Genomic DNA, 18,459 nt, shown 5'->3' on the forward strand with positions numbered 1-18,459 from the left:
GGGTGTCGGCTGCCACGGCAACAGGCAAGGGATGGCCCGACAGAAAAACAAAAACCCGGGGCGCTGGCGCGGCCCGGGTTGGCAGATGAAGCTGGCGCAGTGAGTGCGAACTCAGTGGCGCTGCTCGTCCTGCGACATGCTCGACAAACCCGAATAGAGGCTGCAGCAATGCGGCGCACCACGGTGCGATCCGGTGTCGAGCTCGCTGGAGTCGTTGAGAAAATCAACCAGCTTGCGATAGAGTTGTGCGAAGTAACGCATGACTTACCCCCTTTCACTAATGACTGATGGCAGGTCCCGAAGGTTTTTCCGCCAGTGCCGGTCTGTCCATGGTCCTGATTCATACGGCCGGCACGAACCGTATAAATTGTTTATATTATTTATTCTATGTGCATGACGGCCGGACGTCCATCAGGATTTCTCTGACATCGCTGTGGTTGTTGCGCGTAGTCATCACTTCAGCATCACCTACATGCCCTCCGCATGTGTCTGCAACCATCCCCGGAAAGCCGCCATGGCAGCGGTTTGCGGCCGTGACTTCAGGCGCGTGAGCCAGTAGGCACCCAATACGATGCGCTGCCCGAAGGGACAGAGCAGGCGCCCCTGCCGCAGTTCGCGCTCGAACATCAGTACCGGCAGCAAGGCCACTCCCGCCTCTTGCGCAGCGGCCTCGGCCAGCGCCAGCGAGGAATCAAATACGAAGCCGCGCAAGGGCGGGCAAGGCACACCGGCTGCCGCAAACCAGCGGCGCCACTCATCGCTGCGATAGGAGCGCAGCAAGGTCTCGGCCGCCAGGTCGGAGGGCGCGCGCAAGCGCGCGGCGATCTCGGGGGCACACATCGGGGCCAGCGGCGCTTCGAACAAACGTTCAGCCTCGGTGCCGTGCCACGCACCATCGCCAAAACGGATCGCGTAATCGAGCCCCTCCCCGGCCAGGTCCACACGATTGTTGTTGGTGAGCAGGCGCAGATCCACGAAGGGATGCTGCTGCTGGAATTCACGCAGGCGCGGCATCAGCCAGCCCACGGCGAAAGTACCCACCACACCGACGGTGAGGACCTCGCGGCGGCGGCCATCTTCGAACTGGGCCAGCACGTCGGCAATGCGCCCGAAGGATTGCGCCACCACCGGTAGCAGCGCCAGCCCCTCATCGGTCAACGCCAATCCGCGCGGCAGACGACGAAACAGCGCCACGCCCAGACGCTGTTCCAGGTTCTTGACCTGCATGCTCACGGCGGTCTGGGTCACGCTCAATTCCTCGGCGGCGCGGGTGAAGGAGAGGTGGCGGGCCGAGACTTCGAAGGCACGCAGCGCATTGAGGGGCAGGTACATGGGATTTCCTGGCATCAGTTTTTCTTGGGCTTGCACCCAATTATCGTGAATTGTGAGCGCCACGACTACTGCCTATGATGCAGCCCTGTTGCCATCATTCATCGAGGAGAATCCATGTCTGGACGACGCCACTTCCTGTCCGTTGCCGCCCTGACCACGGCCGGCCTGATCAGCCGCAGCTGGGCGGCCGCACCACAAGTTGCAAGTAAAACTGTGGACTCATCCACACTCACCGATACCCTGTCGCGGCTGGAAGCCGACATCGGCGGCCGCCTGGGCGTTTCGCTGGTGGATACTGCCGGTGCTCGCCACTGGGGCTATCGTGCCGATGAGCGCTTCCCCATGTGCAGTACCTTCAAGTTCCTTGCGGCAGCCGCCGTGTTGCACCGCGTGGATCAGGGCAAGGAGCAGTTGAGCCGGCGCATCGTTTATCACCAGAAAGACCTGGTCCCCTACTCGCCCACGACGGGCAAGCACACCGGCGGCGCCGGCCTGTCGATGGCGCAGTTGTGCGAAGCGGCCATGACCCTCTCGGACAATACCGCCGCCAACCTCATGCTGGCCAGCATGAACGGTCCGGCCGGCCTGACGCGATTCGTGCGCACGTTGGGCGATGATCTCACCCGGCTGGATCGCAATGAACCCACGCTCAACGAAGCCGTCCCTGGCGACCCTCGCGATACCACGACCCCGGCCGCGATGACCGCCGACCTGCGCCGGCTGCTGCTGGACGATGCGCTTGCTCCGGCCTCGCGCCAGCAGCTCACGCAGTGGCTGGTGGCCAACCGGACCGGCGACCAGCGTGTGCGCGCCGGCCTGCCGGCGGGCTGGAAGGTCGGCGACAAGACCGGTACCGGGCGCCTGGGCACGGCCAACGATGTGGGGGTGGTGTGGACCGACAAGGGCGCACCGCTGCTGTTTGCCGTCTACCTGACCGAAAACGCCGCCACCGATGCGCGGCGCGATGCGGTGCATGCGGAAGTGGGTCGCCTGATCGGCCAACTCATGCGCTGAGAAACGGCCAGCCCTTCAAGCGGCGAAGCTCAACGAGACCGCGCCGATGCCCTCGAGCGCCGCCGCCACCAGCCGCCCTCCCCGCGCCAGCTGCAGGCCGGTGCAGGAGCCGGTGGTGATGATCTGCCCGCCACGCCAGGGCTGGCCACGGCGCGCGCAATGCAGCGCCAGCCAGCCCAGCATGGTCCACAGCTCGGCCGGATTGCCGCCGGTGGTACGGATGATTTCCTGGCCGTCGATGTGCAGGCCGGCCACGATCTGGCGCAACGAAAGCGTGGCAGGCAGCGGCTGGGCGGCACCGATGATGAGTGCACCGTGGCTTTGCAGGTCGGCCATGCCGGCCCAGGGATTGGTACAGGGCGGATGTCCCAGGCGCGTCTCCACCACTTCGATGGCCGGCAGGATGGCATCGAAGACGGTGCGCAGCTCGGCTTCATCCGGCTCTTGCTCGCCGGGATCGTAATCGCGCCCGACCCGCAGGGCCAACTCCACTTCCAGCCCGCGCATGCGCCATTGCGGCCCGCGCAGTTCGCTTCCCGATGCCACGATGCCCGAAGCCGGCAGCGCTGCACAGCCGGGCAGGCTGCCATCGCCCTTGCTGCCGACCTTCCAGCCGCCCACCGGCCCCAGGCGCAGCAATTGCGCGTCCTGCACGGCATAGGCGGTCTCGGCATCACCCACGGCCAGGCGGCGCCAGTCCAGGGCCAGGCCACTGTGGCGGGCGTCGAGCAGAAGTTGGGTGGCGGCAGCGATGTGCATGCGGAAAAGCTCCGGAACAGAAGGGAAGGCAGCGCGCATTGTACTGGCTGCCAGCGCACTCCGACCAGGATGCCGATAATGGCGGGAGCGCTTGACTTGGAGCGCACTCCAACTTCTAGACTGGCTGCCATGACAACTTCTCTCACCATTGCCCAGGCGTCCGAGGCCACTGGCCTGTCGGTGCATACCCTGCGCTACTACGAACGCATCGGCCTGCTCGACCCGGTGGAGCGGCGCGACAACCGCCATCGCCGCTACACCCAGGAAGACCTGAACTGGATCGCCTTCTTGAAAAAGCTCAAGGCCACCGGCCTGCCGGTACGCGCCATGCTGCGCTATGCCGAGCTACGCCGCATCGGCAATACGGTGGAAAGTGTCAGCCAGCGCCGTGCCATGCTGCAGGCGCATACGCTGTGCGTACAAGATACCCTGGCCGAATTGCAGGAGAACCTGGCGGTCCTGCAGCACAAGCTGGCCCTGTATGACGAACTGGAGCAGCAAGTACGCGCTGCACTGCCCGCCTCTGCTGGCGACAAGGCCGCCGCTCCCCAACCCGAAAGGATGACACCATGACGCAACCCCACACCTCGCACCTGCCAGCGCAATCACCCGTCGGCACCCGCCGCCTGGGCAGCAACGGCCCGCTGGTCTCGGCCATCGGCCTGGGCTGCATGGGCATGAGCGATTTCTATGCGCAGCGCGACGACGCCGAATCCCTGGCCACCCTCGACCGCGCCCTCGAACTGGGCATCAACCTGCTCGACACGGCCGACATGTATGGCCCCTACACCAACGAAGAACTGATCGGCCGCGCCCTCCAAGGCCGCCGCGACAAGTTCTTCATCGCCACCAAGTTCGGCATCCGGCGCGATCCGGCCCATCCATCTGCACGCGGCGTGGATGGCAGCCCGGCCTATATCCGCCAGGCCGTGGAGGGCAGCCTCAAGCGCCTGGGCATCGAGACCATCGACCTCTACTACCAGCATCGCATCGATCCGAACACGCCCATCGAGACCACCATGGGTGCGCTGGCGGACCTGGTGCAGGCCGGCAAGATCCGCTACATCGGCTTGTCCGAAGCCTCCTCGGCCACTCTGGAGCGCGCCCACCGGGTACACCCGGTGACGGCCCTGCAGAGCGAATATTCCTTGTGGACGCGCGATCCTGAAACGGATGTGCTGGCCACCTGCCGCGCGCTGGGCATCGGCTTCGTGGCCTACAGTCCGCTGGGACGGGGCTTCCTGACCGGTGCGTTGCAGCGCTTCGAGGATCTGGCCGAGGATGATTTCCGCCGCACCAATCCGCGCTTCCAGGGCGAGAATTTCGCCCGCAACCTGCGGCTGGTGGCACAAGTGAAGGAAATGGCAACGCAGCACGGCTGCACACCGAGCCAGCTGGCACTGGCCTGGGTGATGGCGCAGGACCCGCACGTCGTGCCCATTCCCGGCACCAAGCGCCGCCGCTATCTGGAAGAAAACGCGGGCGCGTTTTCGGTGAAGCTTTCTTCCGAAGATCTGCAGGCGCTGGAGGCGGTCTTCCCGCGCGGCGCGGCCGCCGGCGAGCGTTACACCGCAGCCAGCATGCAGATGCTCAACCTCTGAGGGCTGAGGCGAGCGCCGCCCGCCGCCAGTCTCAGTGGTCGCTGCTGGCCGCCGGATGCAGAGCCAGCGGCACGAAGGTATTGGTGGCGGTATCGTGCGCCAGGATGGAGCCGGTCTCGATGTCGTAGACCCAGCCATGCAGTCCCAGCCGGCCCTGTGCCAGCGCCACCGCCACCGAAGGATGGGTGCGGATGTTGTTGAGCTGGGCGATCACGTTCTCGCGCACCATGCCATCGATGCGATCCTTCTCGGTCTCGTGGTGACGCGATTCATTGATCATCCGCGCGGCATCGGTATGGTGCAGCCAGTTGCGTACCGCCGGCATGTGGTCCAGGCAGGCACAGGTGGCCACCGCCGTCATGGCGCCACAATCGGAGTGACCGCAGATGACGATGTCCGACACCTTCAGCTGTGCCACCGCATACTCCACGGTCGCACTGACGCCGCCCGGCTCGGGGCCGAAGGAGGGCACGATGTTGCCGGCATTGCGGATGACGAACAGGTCGCCCGGTTCGCGCTGGGTCACCAGTTCGGGCACCATGCGGCTGTCCGAGCAGGAGATGAACAGCGCCTTGGGGGTCTGCCCGGTCGCCAGGCTCTTGAACAACTCTTTACGGGAAGGAAAGACATCCTGCTGGAAACGCAGGAAGCCATTGATGATGTCGCGCATGAGGGAATGGCCTTGATTCTCGATGAAGATGGACGCCCGGCGTCCGCGTGAGCCGGATCATATCATCGGCGCTTGCAGCGGCCGCGACGCACAATGATGAACGTCATCAGGAATAACGCCGTCTTGTTAAATTTGATCAAGATATCGCCAAATTACTACAGATTTTGCTCCTGTCCGCTGATAAAATTGCCGGCTCGAAACTCGCCAGTGTGCAAGGCACGGGCGCTTTCGAGGTGTTTGAAGGGCAGTTGGGCTGCCCTTGTCGATATCAACAATTCGGGGAAACAACTATGTTCAGCAGGTATGTCACGACCGTGGCGGCAGTCGCCATGGCAACGGCGCTCGGGGGTTGCGCCACAGAGAATTCACGCAGTCTGCCGGTGGCCCAGGTGGCCAGCGCCAAGCAGGTGTACCAGGGGGCGCGCAGCCCGATCGCCGTCGGCAAGTTCGATAACCGCTCCAGCTATCTGCGCGGCATCTTCTCGGATGGCGTGGACCGTCTGGGCGGACAGGCCAAAACCATCCTGATCACCCATCTGCAGCAGAGCAACCGCTTCTCCGTGATGGACCGCGACAACATGGGCGAACTGGCCCAGGAAGCCAAGCTGAACAAGCAGACCCAGTCCCTCAAGGGCGCCAACTACGTGGTCACCGGTGATGTCACCGAGTTCGGCCGCAAGGAAACCGGCGATCGCCAGCTGTTTGGCATCCTCGGTCGTGGCAAGTCACAGGTGGCCTATGCCAAGGTCAACCTCAACATCGTGGACGTGAACACCTCGCAGGTGGTGTACTCGTCGCAGGGCGCAGGCGAATACAGCCTGGACAACCGCGAGATCATCGGCTTCGGCGGCACCGCCAGCTATGACTCCACGCTCAATGGCAAGGTACTCGACCTGGCCATCCGCGAAGCGGTGCAGAACCTGGTCACCGGCATCGATTCCGGCGCATGGAAGCCCTGACTCCCCAACACGAACGCAAGAGACCGACCATGATGAACAAGAAGCTCGCTGCCGGGTTCGCCCTCGGCCTGGCGCTGGCCCTCTCCGGCTGTGCCAAACACCAGCAGAAGTCCCTCTACGGCTGGGGCAATTATCAGGACCAGCTGTACGAACACTTCAAGACGGAAGGCAACGGCAATGAAGCCGAGATCGCCGCGCTGGAAGAAAACCTGCAGAAGATGCGCGCCAACAACGAGGCCGTGCCGCCGGGCTACCACGCCCACCTGGGCATGCTGTATGCCTCCATCGGCAAGGAAGACCAACTGGTCCAGGAACTGCAGACCGAAAAGGCGCTGTTCCCGGAATCGGCACCGTATATGGACTTCCTGATGCGCAACTACAAGAAGGGACTGAGCAAATGATGATCAACAAATTCAAGGCACTGGGCGCCCTGCTGCTGGTCCTGCTGGCCTCGGGCTGCGCCACCCACAAACAGCAACCGTATGACTACGCCGAGTTCAAGGCGGCGCGTCCGGCCTCGATCCTGGTGCTGCCACCGATGAACAGCTCTTCCGAAGTCATCGCTCCCTACGGCATGCTCGCGCAGGCCACGCTACCCCTGGCGGAATCGGGTTACTACGTGATCCCGGTCTCCCTGGCGGCGGAGACCTTCAAGCAGAACGGCCTGGCCAACGCCGCCGACATCCACGAGGTGCCGGTCAAGAAGCTGCATGACATCTTCGGTGCCGACGCTGCGCTGTACATCAACATCACCGACTACGGCACCTCCTACAAGGTGGTGCAGAGCGATACGGTGGTGGCCGCCGATGCCAAGCTGGTCGACCTGCGTTCGGGCAAGACGCTGTGGCAGGGTTCGGCCAGCGCCTCCAGCGCGGAGCAGCGCCAGAACCAGAACAATGGCCTGTTGGGCATGCTGATCTCGGCCGTGGTCAACCAGATCATCAGCACCACCACCGATGCCAGCTACAAGATGGCCAGCGTCACCAGCAACCGCCTGCTGCGCGCGGGCAGCACCAACGGACTGTTGTATGGTCCGCGTTCACCGCAGTACCAGAAGGACTGAGTCCAAAGCCCCTCGCAGCGCTTGCGCAAGCAAGTCCTGCAGAGGGCAATGACGCCGCAGCGCAGCATCACCGCAGCGGCGTTTTTTACGTACGTAGCAGTCTCAAGCGGACGCCAGCTGATATTTGCGGATCTTGTCGTAAAGCGTCTTCTTCGGGATGCCCAGCCGCTCGGCGGCCTGCGCGACACTGCCCTCGCTCTCCCTGAGCGCCGTGGCGATCATCCCGGCCTCGAATTGCTCCACCTGTTCCGGCAGGGACAGCGTCAAGGATGCCGAGCCCCCCACGGCAGCGATCTGTTCCACTCCCAATACCCAGCGGTCGGCAAAGTTGCGCAGTTCGCGCACATTGCCCGGCCATTCGCGCTGCTGCCATTGCTGCATCTGCGCCGCCGTCCAGGCCGGTATCTCTCGCCGGTAGCGCATCGCGGCCGCCTGGCAGAAATGCGCCAGCAACAGCGGGATATCACTGCCACGCTGGTTCAAGGCCGGCAGGTCGATGGAAACCACGCCGATACGGTAATACAGGTCTTCACGGAACTGTCCCTCGGCGGAGAGCTTGAGCAGATCGACCTTGCTGGCCGCCACCACCCGGCAATCAATGGCCACGGACTCGTTGCCGCCCAAGCGTTCCAGGCGCCGCTCCTGCAGCACGCGCAAGAGCTTGACCTGCAACGCCAGCGGCATGCTCTCGATTTCATCGAGGAAGAGCGTGCCGCCATGCGCATATTCCAGCTTGCCGATGCGGCGCTTCTGGGCACCGGTGAAGGCCCCGGCCTCATGACCGAAGATCTCGCTCTCGAACACCGTTTCCGGCAAGGCCCCGCAGTTCAGCGCCACGAAGGGGCCCTTGCGGGCACTGGCGGCATGCAGCTGGCGCGCCACCACTTCCTTGCCGCTGCCGGTCTGGCCATTGATGAGCACATCCACATCGGCCGGACCGAGGCTGCGGATGAGCGTACGCACCCGCTCGATGGCAGGTGACTGGCCCACCAGCGGCGGCAGCTCCGGGTCGTGCGCCCAGGCCTCGCGCAGGCGGCGGTTTTCCAGGACCAGACTGCGCTTCTCCTGGGCGCGCAGGGCGATCTCGAGCAGACTGTCCGAACCGAAGGGCTTCTCCACGAAGTCATAGGCCCCGGCACGCATGGCCTCCACCGCCATGCTGACATCGCCATGACCGGTCACGACGATCACCGGCAGGTCCGGATCGATCTGCATGATATGGGCCAGCACCTGCAAGCCGGACCAGCCAGGCAGGCGTACATCGGTCACCAGCACGCCCGGGAAATCGCGGGTCAGCAGCGGCAGGGCCTCTTCGGCGCTGGCGCAGGCGCTCACCGTAAAGCCCTCCAGCTCCAGTGCCTGGGCCGTGGCACGGCGCACCGCCTGTTCATCTTCGATCAGCAGGGCGCTGGGGGCAGCGGCGTGTTTATCCATCAGATCCATTCTCCGTCTTCAGCAGGGGCAGGCGCACCACGAATTCCGCGCCGCCTTGTTCATGATTATGCGCACTCAGTTGACCGTTCATGGCCTGCACGATGGAGGACGAAATCGCCAGTCCCAAGCCCAGCCCCTTGCTCGACGACTTGGTCGTGAAGAAGGGCTCGAACAGATGCGGCACGACCTCGTCGGCAATGCCCGCGCCGGAATCGCGAATGCGCAGCACTGCCTGCTGGCGTGCCGTATCGACCTCCAGTATCACGCAGACACACTTGCGGGGCGCCTCCTCGACCGCATCGAGGGCATTGCGCAAGAGATTGACGATGACCTGCTCGGTGCGCACTGCGTCTCCGGTCACCTGCACGGTCAGCGGCATGTCGATGCGGGTTTCCACTTCCTGCTTCTGGAAGTCGCTGGAAAGCAGCCGTACCGAGGTCTCCACGGCCTGGCGCAGGTCGACCACCGCCACGGCCTGGCCGCTCTTGCGCGCAAACCCCTTCAACTGGCCGATGATCTTGCCCATGCTGGCACTGGCATGGCTGATGTGTTCCAGGTTCTCGGCCACCTGGGCGGTCTGGCCCCGCGCCAGGAATTTCACCGAGTTGTCGGCAAAGGCACGGATGGCCGCCAAAGGCTGGTTCAGTTCATGCGTCATGCCCGCCGCCATCTGGCCCAGCATGGCCAGCTTGCCGGCCTGCACCAGCTCGTCCTGGGTAGTGCGCAACAGGCTCTCGGTCTGCTGCAGCTTGGCGTACTTGGCCGCGATGGCCTGGTTGGCCGCGGTCAGTTCCCCGGTACGCTGGGCGATCTTCTGGTCCAGTTCCTCGGCAGCACGGCGCAGGGCGTTGCGCGAGGCCAGTCGTTCCTGCAAGCGGCGCCGGTGCTGGTACCAGGCCAAGAGCGAGATGGCCAGCGCCAGCATCAACAGTGCCGCCGCCATGGTCGACTGCATCGCGGACCGCTGCATGCGTGCCTTTGACGGAAACAACATCAACTTCCATCCCAGCCGCCCCACCGGGCGCGACACGTGCATGCCGAATCCGCGCTGCAAGGCCGGCGGCAGCGTCGTCACGGGCGTGATGGGCAGGTCTGCATACTGGTGGGTGCCCTCCAGCTCGCGCTGTACCGGCGCGCTCAGGGCTTGCAGGCTGTGATACTTCCATTCAGGACGATTGCTCAGAAACACCACACCACCGGCATCAGTGAGCGTGATCGGATCATTGCTGCTGCGCCAGGTATGCTCGAACTCCGCCAGGTCCACCTTGACCACCATCACCCCAATGGGCAGGTCGCCCTCGGCCTGGTCCTGGCGCCGATAGACGGGCTGGGCGATGAAGTAGCCCGGCTCGCTGGAAATGTTGCCGATACCATAGAAGCGCCCTGCCCGCCCCTGGATGGCTTCGCGGAAGTAGGGGCGGAAACCGAAGTCGCGCCCGACATAACTGAATTCCTCATCCCAGTTGCTGGAGGCCAGCGTCACGCCGTGACGGTTGAGCATGAAGATATTGACCGCACGCGACTGTTGCTGGATGGTCTTGAAGGCACGATTGAGGCGGTCCACCGAGAACGCATCCTCGGGATGCTGCAAGACCTGGCGCACATCGGACTGGAAGCCCAGCGCAAAGGGCAAGGCTTCATATTTCTGCAGGATCGACTCCAGATCCAGCGCGGCGATCTGCAACTGCGCGGCGGCCAGGGCCTGCTGGTCGCTCTCGGCCCGGCCCAGCGCCACGCGATAGGTCAACCCGCAGACCAGCAGGGTGGCCGCCAGGAACAGGGTCAGGATCAGCAGGTTTCGTCGTGCGCGCATGAAGAGAACGGAAGAAAACAGCGCGGCGCCCCGCAGGGCGCCGCGTTGAAGGCATCATCATAACGCGCCGCGCGCCACCGCAGGCAGTGGCGCAACGGCGGGCACGATCAGGCCGGCTTGTGCAGCTTGCCGGCAGCGGCAGCGGCGTCGCCGTGCTCGTCGTCCGGGTTCATGGAGACATCGCCCTTGAGGTGACCGTCACGTTGCGGATCCGGCATGCGCAGGCTGATGATCAGCGCCACCAGGCACAGTGCACTGACGTACCAGTAGAAGGCCGATTCCACCCCCGCCGACTTCAGCGACAGCGCCACGAATTCGGCCGAACCGCCGAAGATGGCGTTACCGACCGCATACGACAGGCCCACACCCAGCGCACGCACTTCAGGCGGGAACATCTCGGCCTTGATCAGGCCGCTGATGGAGGTATAGAAGCTGACGATGGTCAGCGCCAGGATGGCCAGCGCCATGGCCACGCCGGGGCTGCTGACGTCTTTCAGGAAGTGCAGGATGGGGAAGGTACCGATCATGCCGAAGAAGGCGAAGCACAGCATGGAGTTGCGGCGGCCGATCTTGTCGGAGAGGGCACCGAAGATCGGTTGCAGGATCATGTAGACGAACAGCGCGCCGGTCATGACACCATTGGCCATCTTCGGGTCCATGCCGGCGGTGTTGACCAGATACTTCTGCATGTAGGTGGTGAAGGTGTAGAACATCAGCGAGCCGCCGGCGGTGAAGCCCACCACGTTCAGGAAGGCGCGCTTGTGCTGCAGCAAGCCCTTGAGGGTACCGGCTTCCTTCTTCTTGCGGGCACCGGCCGAAGAGGTCTCGGCCAGCGAGCTGCGCAGATACATCGCCACCAGCGCACCGACCGCGCCCAGCACGAAGGGAATGCGCCAGCCCCAGGCCATCAGCTCGGCCTTGGTCAGCCACTGCTGCATGGCGAACAGCACCAGCACGGCCAGCAGCTGGCCACCGATGAGCGTCACGTACTGGAAGGAGGCGAAAAAGCCACGGCGGCCATTGGGCGCCACTTCACTCATGTAGGTCGCCGAGGTGCCATATTCACCGCCCACCGACAGGCCCTGGAACAGGCGCGCCAAGAGCAGCAGCGCCGGCGCCCAGGCACCGATGGTGGCATAGGTCGGCAGGACGGCCACGGCCAGCGAGCCGCCGCACATCATCAGCACCGAGATCAGCATGGAGGTCTTGCGGCCATGCTTGTCGGCGATGCGACCGAACAGCCAGCCGCCGATGGGACGCATCAGGAAACCGGCCGCGAACACGCCGGCGGTATTGAGCAACTGGGTGGTCGGATCGCCCTTGGGGAAGAAGGCCGGTGCGAAATAGATCGCACAGAAGGAATAGACGTAGAAGTCGAACCATTCCACCAGGTTGCCGGAAGAGGCGCCGAGGATGGCGAAGATGCGCTTGCGGTATTCAGCAGCGCTCAAGGGCGTGGTTTGCGCATGGCTTTGCGGGGTGACACTCATGGATATCTCCTGTGATGGCCACAGTCCGGTCCGGCGGACAGGACCTGCGGCGGGTCATCTTGCTTTGATGGAACCGGAACAAGGCATAACGCAGAGGCCAGCAGGACCAGGCGCGTGAAGACGATGCAGAGAGCGCATCAGGTGTCTGTCTCCGTGTTTGCTTTTTTGTTTTGAGCTTCATATTGCAGGCTTCGTGCCAGCATGAAAAACACGGCAAAAAAATCGCAAGCCATTGATTTCAAAAGATTTTATTTAATCCAACCCAAACAGCAACGCAAACCCGGTGCGGATTCCCGGAATGCTGCTGCGCGACATGTGCGGAAATCCATCCAAACCATCGACTGGTGCCACGCTCGCCCGGGCGCAATGAAAAGCGGCGCATGTCTTTCGACATGCGCCGCTTTCACGGTCTTGCTGAGCCGGCTTGAGCCGTGGACTGACGCTGCGATCAGCGCTCCGACAGGGCATCCATGACGCACAGGGCGGTCATGTTGATGATGCGGCGCACCGTCGCCGACGCGGTCAGGATGTGGACCGGCTTGGCGCAACCCAGCAGGATGGGGCCAATGGCCACGCCGTTGCCCGATGCCGTCTTGAGCAGGTTGTAGGCGATGTTGGCGGCGTCGATGTTGGGCATGACCAGCAGGTTGGCGTCGCCCTTCAGGGGCGAGTCCGGAATCACGGCGTTGAGCAGCTTGGAATCGAGCGCGGTATCGCCGTGCATTTCGCCATCGACTTCCAGGTCCGGCGCGATTTCGCGCAGGATGGCCAGAGCATCGCGCATCTTGCGGGCCGATTCGCTGTTGCTGGAACCGAAGTTCGAATGCGACAGCAGCGCCGCACGCGGATGCAGGCCGAAGCGACGCATTTCCTCGGCGGCCAGCATGGTGATTTCGGCCAGCTCGCGGGCGTTGGGGTTCTCGTTGACGTGGGTATCGACCATCACCAGCTGGCGATTGGGCAGGATCACCGCATTCATCGCCGCATAGACGTTGACGCCTTCACGCTTGCCCAGCACCTGATCGATGTAGTGCAGGTGCAGTTGGGTGGTGCCGTAGGTACCGCAGATGAGACCGTCGGCATCGCCCTTGTGAATGGCCATGGAACCGATCAGGGTGTGACGGCGGCGCATTTCCAGCTTGGCGTATTGCTCGGTGACGCCCTTGCGGCGCGACATTTCCAGGAAGGTCTGCCAGTAGTCGCGGTAGCGGTTGTCGAAATTGGGGTTGATGACCTCGAAGTCGGTACCGGCACGCAGGCGCAGGCCGAACTTCTTGATGCGCTGTTCCAGCACTTCCGGACGGCCCACCAGGATGGGCTTGGCCAGGTTTTCATCGACGATCACCTGCACCGCGCGCAGCACGCGCTCTTCTTCGCCTTCGGCGTAGACGATGCGCTTCTTGGCCTCGGCGGCCTTCTTGGCGACCTGGAAGATCGGACGCATGAAGGTACCGCTGTGGTAGACGAACTGTTCCAGCTTTTCGATGTAGGCGTCCATGTCCTGAATCGGACGGGCGGCCACGCCCGAGCTCTCGGCGGCACGGGCCACAGCCGGCGCGATCTTGATCATCAGGCGCGGGTCGAAAGGCTTGGGAATGATGTATTCCGGGCCGAAGGACAGGTTGGCGATGCCATAGGTCGAGGCCACGATATCGGACTGCTCGGCCTGGGCCAGCTCGGCGATGGCGTGGACGGTGGCGATCTCCATCTCGCGGGTGATGGTGGTGGCGCCGGAGTCAAGCGCACCACGGAAGATGTAGGGGAAGCACAGCACGTTGTTGACCTGGTTCGGATAATCCGAACGGCCGGTAGCGATGATGGCGTCGTCACGCACGGCCATCACTTCTTCGGGCAGGATTTCCGGGGTCGGGTTGGCCAGGGCCAGCACCAGCGGACGGGCGGCCATCTGCTTGACCATCTCCGGCTTCAACACGCCGGCGGCGGACAGGCCCAGGAAGATGTCGGCATCCGGAATCACTTCGGCCAGGGTGCGGGCGTCGGTTTCACGGGCGAAACGTTCCTTGTCCGGGTCCATCAGTTCCTTGCGGCCCTTGTAGACCACGCCGGCCAGGTCGGTGACGAAGATGTTCTCGATCGGGAAGCCGAGGTCGACGATCAGGTCCAGGCAGGCCAGCGCGGCCGCACCGGCGCCGGAGACCACCAGCTTGACGTCCTTGATGTCCTTGCCAACGACCTTCAGGCCGTTGAGGATGGCGGCGCCGACGATGATGGCGGTGCCGTGCTGGTCATCGTGGAAGACCGGGATCTTCATCTTCTCGCGCAGCTTGCGCTCGATGTAGAAGCATTCAGGGGCCTTGATGTCTTCCAGGTTGATGCCGCCAAAAGTCGGCTCCAGGGCCGCGATCACGTCGATCAGCTTGTCCGGGTCGGTTTCGTTGATTTCGATGTCGAAGACGTCGATGCCGGCGAACTTCTTGAACAGCACGCCCTTGCCTTCCATCACCGGCTTGGACGCCAGCGCCCCGATGTTGCCCAGGCCCAGCACGGCGGTACCGTTGGTGATGACGGCCACCAGATTGCCACGCGCGGTGTAGCGGAAGGCGTTGAGCGGGTCGGCGACGATTTCTTCGCAGGCCGCAGCCACGCCCGGAGAATACGCGAGGGAGAGATCACGCTGGTTGGTCAGCAGCTTGGTGGGCGTGACCGCGATCTTGCCCGGGGTCGGAAACTCGTGGTAATCGAGCGCTGCCTGACGAAGTTGCTGACGCACTTCTTCTTTCTTACTGATCATCGAATCCATACTCTGTATTCTCTAGTTGACTTGCGAAGGGGGTCGATTCTAGCAGAGGTCGGCCCTCAATCATAGGCCGACCGCCCCATGCTGCCCCGCGCAAAGCCTTTTCCGGACTGGCTTTGCGGCAGGTCGACCGAAACCCGTGATGACCGCGAACATGGTCTTTCCGGGGCCAGATGACGACCGTTTGTCGCCTGATGTGCGCAGTTGCACGCAGCTTGATTTGCTGCACGAGAGGCTGCCACCGCCCCTGTCTGTCTGGTATTGGGGAAAACCCCTAGGCTTTGCGGCGCTGCGCGCTGACGCAACTGCAGCAAGACGCGAGGCCAAGTTGCGCTGCATCGCAACATCCCCTGTCGCGCCGATATTGTGCGACTGAAGCCGTGACGGATTGGTTACAATCGCGCCATGCTTTCCGAATTCGAACTCATTGCGCGCTATTTCAGCCGCCCACCCGCCCCCGACAGCCGCACGGCGCTCGGCGTGGGGGACGACTGCGCGCTGATGACACCGGCGCCGGGGATGCAGCTGGCCATTTCCAGCGACATGCTGGTAGAGGGCCGCCACTTCTTCCCCGATGCCGATCCCTTGCTGCTGGGCCACAAGTGCCTGGCCGTCAATCTGTCCGACCTGGCCGCCATGGGCGCGCAGCCGATCGCCTTCACGCTGGCCCTGGCCTTGCCGCAAGCGCGCGCCGAATGGCTGGCACCGTTCTCGCGGGGCATGCTGGCGCTGGCCGATGAACATGGCTGCGAGCTCATCGGCGGCGACACCACCAAGGGGCCGCTGACCATCAGCATCACCGTCTTCGGGGAAGTCCCGCCGCAACAGGCGCTGCGTCGCGACGCCGCGCGCGCGGGCGATGACATCTGGGTCTCCGGCACGCTGGGCGATGCCCGGCTGGCCCTGGCCGGATACCGCCAGGAATTGGACATCAACAGCGAGGCGCTGCAGCAGGCCGCCCCACGCATGCACGCACCAAGCCCGCGGGTGGCGCTGGGCCTGGCCTTGCGTGGCATTGCCCACGCCGCCATCGATATTTCCGATGGGCTGGCTGGCGACCTCGGCCACATCCTCGACCGTTCGCACGTAGGCGCCACGCTGGATGTGGATGCTCTGCCGCCCGGACCGGCCCTGCAACAGCGCGACCTGCATCTGCGCCGCCGCTTCTGCCTGTCGGGTGGCGACGATTATGAACTCTGCTTCACTGCCCCGGTGCGCCAGCGCGAGGCCGTTCTCCATGCCGCCCAGTCGGTCGGCACCGCCGTCACCCGCATCGGCCACATCGATGCGCAGGCCGGTCTGCGCCTGCTGGACGCGGCCGGTGAGCCGCTGCAAGACACACCGGATTCCTTCGATCATTTCCGTTCATGAACCAAGCTTCTTCGCCCTTCCCGCCGCCTCCGGCGTCACCGCGCAAACGCAAGGCGACTCCCCACTTCATGCTGGCCCATCCGGCGCACTGGATCGCGCAGGGCTTCGGCAGCGGCCTCTCACCCATCATGCCGGGTACCGCCGGTACCCTCTTCGCGTGGCTGTCGTATGCGGTACTGTCGACGCGCTGGCCGCATGTCTTCACGGCGGCAAACTGGCTGGCGATCATTGCGGCCGGTTTCATCATCGGCATCTGGGCATGCCATCGCACCGGCCAGGCACTGAACTCGCCTGATGACGGCAGCATGGTGTGGGATGAGATCATCGCCTTCTGGCTGGTCATGGTGCTGGTCATGCCGGCCAATTTGAAGACGCAGTTTGCGGCCTTCCTGGTGTTCCGCTTCTTCGACATGGTCAAGCCGCCGCCGATCGCCTGGTTCGACCGCCGCTTCAAGGGCGGCTTCGGCGTGATGTGGGATGACATCGTGGCAGCCTTCTATACGCTGCTGGTGTTTGCGTTCTGGCGCACTTATTGGTGAGGGAATTGGTAACGGGAAGTGAACAATCAGACCTTGTCTGATACAACACTTCCTGACATCGGAGTATGCTAGTTCGCGCACGTCGTTGATCAACCGACCGCAGTGCGCCCGCCACCCGGCGCAGACTGCGGCACAGCCGAGGATGACACTCATGGACAGTACCCTGGACCTGGCCACCCGCGTAGGCCACACCCTCAAAGCCCGTGGCCTGCTCCTGGCCACTGCCGAATCCTGTACCGGCGGCGGCATTGCCCACGCCATCACCGAAATCGCCGGATCCTCGGAATGGTTCGATTGCGGTTTCGTCACCTATTCGAATGCTTCCAAGAATGAGTTGCTGGACATCTCCGAAGCCCTGATCGCCCAGCATGGTGCGGTCAGCGAGGAAATCGCCGGTGCCATGGCCGAAGGGGCCGTGGCCAACAGCAGCTCGGATGTAGCCGTCTCCACCACCGGCATCGCCGGCCCGGGTGGCGCCGTGCCCGGCAAACCGGTCGGCACCGTCTGCTTCGGCTGGCGAGTAGGCGACAAGACCTATACCGAGCGCCTGGTCTTCAAGGGCGACCGCCAGCAGGTGCGGGCGCAGACCGTGGAACATTCGCTCAAGGGCTTGCTGAAGCTTCTGGCAGACTGAAGCAGCGCACATGAAGAAAAAGGCGGCGCTCCCCTGGGAACGCCGCCTTTTTCTTCACATCTGCTTGCGTGAATCAGCGGAATCGATTGATGGCGTCACGCGTCTCGATGGCCACGCGGCGGGCCGCAGCGGCGAAATCCTCGTCGGCTTGCGGCTTGGCGTAGAGGATGGCACGTGAAGAATTGATCATCATGCCCGTTCCCGAGGCCGTCTTCCCGGATTTCACCGTGGCTTCGACATCGCCCCCCTGGGCACCCACGCCGGGCACCAGCAGCGGCATGTCGCCGATGATGGCGCGCACCTGGGCCAGTTCATGCGGGAAGGTGGCACCGACCACCAGGCCGCACTGGCCATTGGTATTCCACTTCTCGGCCACCAGGCGCGCCACGTGCTGATAGAGCGGCTTGCCATCGACTTCCAGGAATTGCAGGTCGGAACCGCCGGCGTTGGAGGTACGGCACAGCACGATGACGCCGCGATCCTTCCATTCCAGATAGGGCGAGACCGAGTCCCAGCCCATGTAGGGGCTGACCGTGACGACGTCGGCGTCATAGCGTTCGAAGGCTTCGCGGGCATATTGCTCGGCGGTGGCACCGATGTCGCCGCGCTTGGCGTCCAGCACCAGGGGAATCTCCGGGTAGTTGCTGCGCAGGTAGGCGCAGATGCGTTCGAGCTGCTCTTCCGCGCCCAGGGCGGCAAAATAGGCGATCTGGGGCTTGAAGGCGCAGGCGGCTTCGGCGGTGGCATCGATGATGGCGCGGCAGAATTCGAAGATGGCATCCGGCTTGCCCTGCAGCTCGGCGGGGAATTTCTTCAGGTCGGGGTCCAGGCCGACGCACAGCAGGGAATTGCGCGAAGTCCACGCAGCGTTGAGTTTCTCGATGAATGTCACGGTGATGCCTTTAACTGAAAGATGCGCTATTGTAGCGCGCCGGCCTGTCCCGATCTCGATTTTTGACTGATGTTCAGGGGTTTTCGCTGAACATCGGGCACTTCGTGCGGGTTCCATGGTCTCATGCGCT

18 protein-coding genes are annotated in these 18,459 nt (G+C 63.8%); 9 read left to right on the plus strand and 9 right to left on the minus strand.

Annotated features, from left to right (window positions below; translation table 11 throughout):
* Positions 1-111: 111 nt before the first annotated feature.
* Together GWL_RS23660 and GWL_RS13315 are read right to left on the minus strand one after the other, a co-directional pair.
* On the minus strand, positions 112-261 hold the full coding sequence (locus GWL_RS23660) for a hypothetical protein (protein ID WP_008330992.1): 150 nt from the start codon (positions 259-261) through the stop codon (positions 112-114).
* 207 nt (positions 262-468) lie between these two features.
* Complete coding sequence (locus tag GWL_RS13315) at positions 469-1,332, minus strand: LysR family transcriptional regulator (RefSeq protein ID WP_008330993.1); 864 nt, start codon at positions 1,330-1,332, stop codon at positions 469-471.
* Between the two features lie 114 nt (positions 1,333-1,446).
* Between GWL_RS13315 and bla the strand changes: the two genes are divergently transcribed.
* Entirely contained in the window at positions 1,447-2,346 is a 900-nt protein-coding gene (gene bla, locus GWL_RS13320; protein WP_008330994.1) for a class A beta-lactamase, read from the plus strand.
* 15 nt (positions 2,347-2,361) lie between these two features.
* Here bla and GWL_RS13325 read toward each other — a convergent pair whose 3' ends face one another.
* Positions 2,362-3,105: a fumarylacetoacetate hydrolase family protein gene (locus GWL_RS13325; protein WP_008330995.1), complete on the minus strand. Its 744-nt coding sequence runs from the start codon at positions 3,103-3,105 to the stop codon at positions 2,362-2,364.
* Between the two features lie 129 nt (positions 3,106-3,234).
* Here GWL_RS13325 and GWL_RS13330 point away from each other — a divergent pair, with 129 nt between their 5' ends.
* The gene (locus GWL_RS13330; protein ID WP_008330996.1) at positions 3,235-3,678 is read left to right on the plus strand and encodes a MerR family transcriptional regulator; all 444 of its coding nucleotides are present in this window, start codon (positions 3,235-3,237) and stop codon (positions 3,676-3,678) included.
* Positions 3,675-4,706: an aldo/keto reductase gene (locus GWL_RS13335; RefSeq protein ID WP_008330997.1), complete on the plus strand. Its 1,032-nt coding sequence runs from the start codon at positions 3,675-3,677 to the stop codon at positions 4,704-4,706. The genes GWL_RS13330 and GWL_RS13335 overlap by 4 nt, the downstream gene beginning before the upstream one ends.
* Before the next feature lie 31 nt (positions 4,707-4,737).
* On the opposite strand, the gene GWL_RS13340 is transcribed toward GWL_RS13335, so the two are convergent.
* Complete coding sequence (locus GWL_RS13340; protein WP_008330998.1) at positions 4,738-5,376, minus strand: carbonic anhydrase; 639 nt, start codon at positions 5,374-5,376, stop codon at positions 4,738-4,740.
* Between the two features lie 290 nt (positions 5,377-5,666).
* Here GWL_RS13340 and GWL_RS13345 point away from each other — a divergent pair, with 290 nt between their 5' ends.
* Genes GWL_RS13345 through GWL_RS13355 form a run of 3 tightly spaced genes read left to right on the plus strand, consistent with a single transcriptional unit; the run spans position 5,667 to position 7,398 of the window.
* On the plus strand, positions 5,667-6,335 hold the full coding sequence (locus GWL_RS13345) for a CsgG/HfaB family protein (protein WP_008331000.1): 669 nt from the start codon (positions 5,667-5,669) through the stop codon (positions 6,333-6,335).
* 29 nt (positions 6,336-6,364) lie between these two features.
* Positions 6,365-6,736 carry a DUF4810 domain-containing protein gene (locus tag GWL_RS13350; RefSeq protein WP_008331002.1) on the plus strand — a complete coding sequence of 124 codons (372 nt, stop codon included), beginning with the start codon at positions 6,365-6,367 and terminating at the stop codon, positions 6,734-6,736.
* Complete coding sequence (locus GWL_RS13355) at positions 6,733-7,398, plus strand: DUF799 domain-containing protein (RefSeq protein WP_034350810.1); 666 nt, start codon at positions 6,733-6,735, stop codon at positions 7,396-7,398. The genes GWL_RS13350 and GWL_RS13355 overlap by 4 nt, the downstream gene beginning before the upstream one ends.
* A gap of 102 nt (positions 7,399-7,500) precedes the next feature.
* Here the strand turns inward: GWL_RS13355 and GWL_RS13360 are convergent, their stop codons facing one another.
* From GWL_RS13360 to GWL_RS13375, 4 genes are all read right to left on the minus strand, one after another.
* Positions 7,501-8,832: a sigma-54 dependent transcriptional regulator gene (locus GWL_RS13360; protein WP_008331006.1), complete on the minus strand. Its 1,332-nt coding sequence runs from the start codon at positions 8,830-8,832 to the stop codon at positions 7,501-7,503.
* The gene (locus tag GWL_RS13365; RefSeq protein WP_008331008.1) at positions 8,825-10,645 is read right to left on the minus strand and encodes an ATP-binding protein; all 1,821 of its coding nucleotides are present in this window, start codon (positions 10,643-10,645) and stop codon (positions 8,825-8,827) included. Before GWL_RS13365 ends, GWL_RS13360 begins: the two co-directional genes overlap by 8 nt.
* Before the next feature lie 107 nt (positions 10,646-10,752).
* A complete protein-coding gene (locus GWL_RS13370; RefSeq protein ID WP_008331010.1) occupies positions 10,753-12,135 on the minus strand; it encodes an MFS family transporter in 1,383 nt (460 codons plus the stop codon).
* A 448-nt stretch (positions 12,136-12,583) separates the two neighbouring features.
* Positions 12,584-14,896 carry an NADP-dependent malic enzyme gene (locus tag GWL_RS13375; protein WP_034350812.1) on the minus strand — a complete coding sequence of 771 codons (2,313 nt, stop codon included), beginning with the start codon at positions 14,894-14,896 and terminating at the stop codon, positions 12,584-12,586.
* 402 nt (positions 14,897-15,298) lie between these two features.
* Between GWL_RS13375 and thiL the strand changes: the two genes are divergently transcribed.
* The 3 genes from thiL to GWL_RS13390 all read left to right on the plus strand — a co-directional run bounded on the left by thiL (position 15,299) and on the right by GWL_RS13390 (position 17,437).
* On the plus strand, positions 15,299-16,264 hold the full coding sequence (gene thiL, locus GWL_RS13380) for a thiamine-phosphate kinase (RefSeq protein ID WP_008331025.1): 966 nt from the start codon (positions 15,299-15,301) through the stop codon (positions 16,262-16,264).
* The gene (locus GWL_RS13385) at positions 16,261-16,803 is read left to right on the plus strand and encodes a phosphatidylglycerophosphatase A (RefSeq protein ID WP_034350814.1); all 543 of its coding nucleotides are present in this window, start codon (positions 16,261-16,263) and stop codon (positions 16,801-16,803) included. Before thiL ends, GWL_RS13385 begins: the two co-directional genes overlap by 4 nt.
* Before the next feature lie 151 nt (positions 16,804-16,954).
* On the plus strand, positions 16,955-17,437 hold the full coding sequence (locus GWL_RS13390; RefSeq protein WP_008331030.1) for a CinA family protein: 483 nt from the start codon (positions 16,955-16,957) through the stop codon (positions 17,435-17,437).
* Positions 17,438-17,510: 73 nt separating this feature from the next.
* Here GWL_RS13390 and pyrF read toward each other — a convergent pair whose 3' ends face one another.
* Positions 17,511-18,329, minus strand: coding sequence for an orotidine-5'-phosphate decarboxylase (gene pyrF / locus GWL_RS13395; RefSeq protein ID WP_008331031.1), 819 nt, complete (start codon positions 18,327-18,329; stop codon positions 17,511-17,513).
* Positions 18,330-18,459 lie beyond the last annotated feature (130 nt).

The organism is Herbaspirillum sp. GW103, from assembly GCF_000261365.1.
In the GTDB taxonomy this organism is placed as follows: domain Bacteria; phylum Pseudomonadota; class Gammaproteobacteria; order Burkholderiales; family Burkholderiaceae_D; genus Herbaspirillum.

Coding starts and splice junctions, on each gene's coding strand:
- GWL_RS23660 (WP_008330992.1), bottom strand. CDS start 261: ATGCGTTACTTCGCACAACTCTATCGCAAGCTGGTTGATTTTCTCAAC.
- GWL_RS13315 (WP_008330993.1), bottom strand. CDS start 1,332: ATGTACCTGCCCCTCAATGCGCTGCGTGCCTTCGAAGTCTCGGCCCGC.
- bla (WP_008330994.1), top strand. CDS start 1,447: ATGTCTGGACGACGCCACTTCCTGTCCGTTGCCGCCCTGACCACGGCC.
- GWL_RS13325 (WP_008330995.1), bottom strand. CDS start 3,105: ATGCACATCGCTGCCGCCACCCAACTTCTGCTCGACGCCCGCCACAGT.
- GWL_RS13330 (WP_008330996.1), top strand. CDS start 3,235: ATGACAACTTCTCTCACCATTGCCCAGGCGTCCGAGGCCACTGGCCTG.
- GWL_RS13335 (WP_008330997.1), top strand. CDS start 3,675: ATGACGCAACCCCACACCTCGCACCTGCCAGCGCAATCACCCGTCGGC.
- GWL_RS13340 (WP_008330998.1), bottom strand. CDS start 5,376: ATGCGCGACATCATCAATGGCTTCCTGCGTTTCCAGCAGGATGTCTTT.
- GWL_RS13345 (WP_008331000.1), top strand. CDS start 5,667: ATGTTCAGCAGGTATGTCACGACCGTGGCGGCAGTCGCCATGGCAACG.
- GWL_RS13350 (WP_008331002.1), top strand. CDS start 6,365: ATGATGAACAAGAAGCTCGCTGCCGGGTTCGCCCTCGGCCTGGCGCTG.
- GWL_RS13355 (WP_034350810.1), top strand. CDS start 6,733: ATGATGATCAACAAATTCAAGGCACTGGGCGCCCTGCTGCTGGTCCTG.
- GWL_RS13360 (WP_008331006.1), bottom strand. CDS start 8,832: ATGGATAAACACGCCGCTGCCCCCAGCGCCCTGCTGATCGAAGATGAA.
- GWL_RS13365 (WP_008331008.1), bottom strand. CDS start 10,645: ATGCGCGCACGACGAAACCTGCTGATCCTGACCCTGTTCCTGGCGGCC.
- GWL_RS13370 (WP_008331010.1), bottom strand. CDS start 12,135: ATGAGTGTCACCCCGCAAAGCCATGCGCAAACCACGCCCTTGAGCGCT.
- GWL_RS13375 (WP_034350812.1), bottom strand. CDS start 14,896: ATGGATTCGATGATCAGTAAGAAAGAAGAAGTGCGTCAGCAACTTCGT.
- thiL (WP_008331025.1), top strand. CDS start 15,299: ATGCTTTCCGAATTCGAACTCATTGCGCGCTATTTCAGCCGCCCACCC.
- GWL_RS13385 (WP_034350814.1), top strand. CDS start 16,261: ATGAACCAAGCTTCTTCGCCCTTCCCGCCGCCTCCGGCGTCACCGCGC.
- GWL_RS13390 (WP_008331030.1), top strand. CDS start 16,955: ATGGACAGTACCCTGGACCTGGCCACCCGCGTAGGCCACACCCTCAAA.